We start from the raw sequence: 757 nt of genomic DNA, 5'->3' as shown, positions 1-757 counted from the left end.
GACTTTCTCGGTGTCGATGTTGCCGTCGTCGTCGAGCAGGGCGTCGACGGTGATGCCGGTAGCCCAGAAACCGTCGGTGGGAATCTGATGCTTGACGGTGACTTCGGTGTCGATGGCGGCGCGACGCAGCGTGTCGACGCGTTCGAGTAGTGCGTCGCGTTCCTTCTCGGTGTCGCGGAGTCGCCGCCGGTACCTCGCCGCTTCCCGGCCTTCGTCGACTTCCGGTGTCTCCGTGGTCTCCACGTCGGGAGTCTCGGACACGGTGTCCGTGACTTCGGTGGTCTCGTCGATGGTCTGGTCGTTCTGCTGTTCGGTCACTGCTGTCCCTTTCTGGGTTCGTCGACGATGCGGATGTTCGGTACGTCGTCGGGGGTAAGTCCGGCCTCCGCGAGGTTGCGGAGGGTCATGCACACACCGAAGTACGAGGATTCGGTGAGGTTGGGGGTCATGCCGATCGGGTTACCGTCGGCGTCTTCGACGAGCTGCCCGGGGATGGTGACGTGCACGACCTTCCCGGCCATGTCGTTCTGTCTCAGGATCGTTTCTCGGTCGAGTCCGGGCCCGCGGGTGTCGTCGCGTGGCGGGTCGCCGAACAGGTCACGTAGCCATGTGCGGGTGTTGTCATCCATTGCTGTCCTCCTGGGGTGGGTGGGTGAGTTGGTCGGTGGCGCGGGATTCGGCGCGGAGGGGCGAGTCGGCGCATCATGCGGTCTTTCGTGGTCGCCCGGTCGGCCCGGGGTCGTACATGCGCCCCGCC

General features: G+C 65.4%; 1 protein-coding gene and 1 pseudogene. Both read right to left on the bottom strand.

Translation table 11 applies throughout. From position 1 onward, the window contains the following. A pseudogene (locus tag LDQ05_RS19590) lies at positions 1–318 on the bottom strand (hypothetical protein); the annotation flags it as partial. After that, positions 315–629: a hypothetical protein gene (locus LDQ05_RS19585; protein ID WP_226438617.1), complete on the bottom strand. Its 315-nt coding sequence runs from the start codon at positions 627–629 to the stop codon at positions 315–317. The pseudogene LDQ05_RS19590 and the gene LDQ05_RS19585, both read right to left, overlap by 4 nt. Positions 630–757 lie beyond the last annotated feature (128 nt).

The organism is Rhodococcus yananensis (genome assembly GCF_020515525.1).
Classification (GTDB): domain Bacteria; phylum Actinomycetota; class Actinomycetes; order Mycobacteriales; family Mycobacteriaceae; genus Rhodococcus; species Rhodococcus yananensis.
Note: the sequence above shows the minus strand (reverse complement) of the source record. Positions and strands in the feature narration are given on the sequence as shown.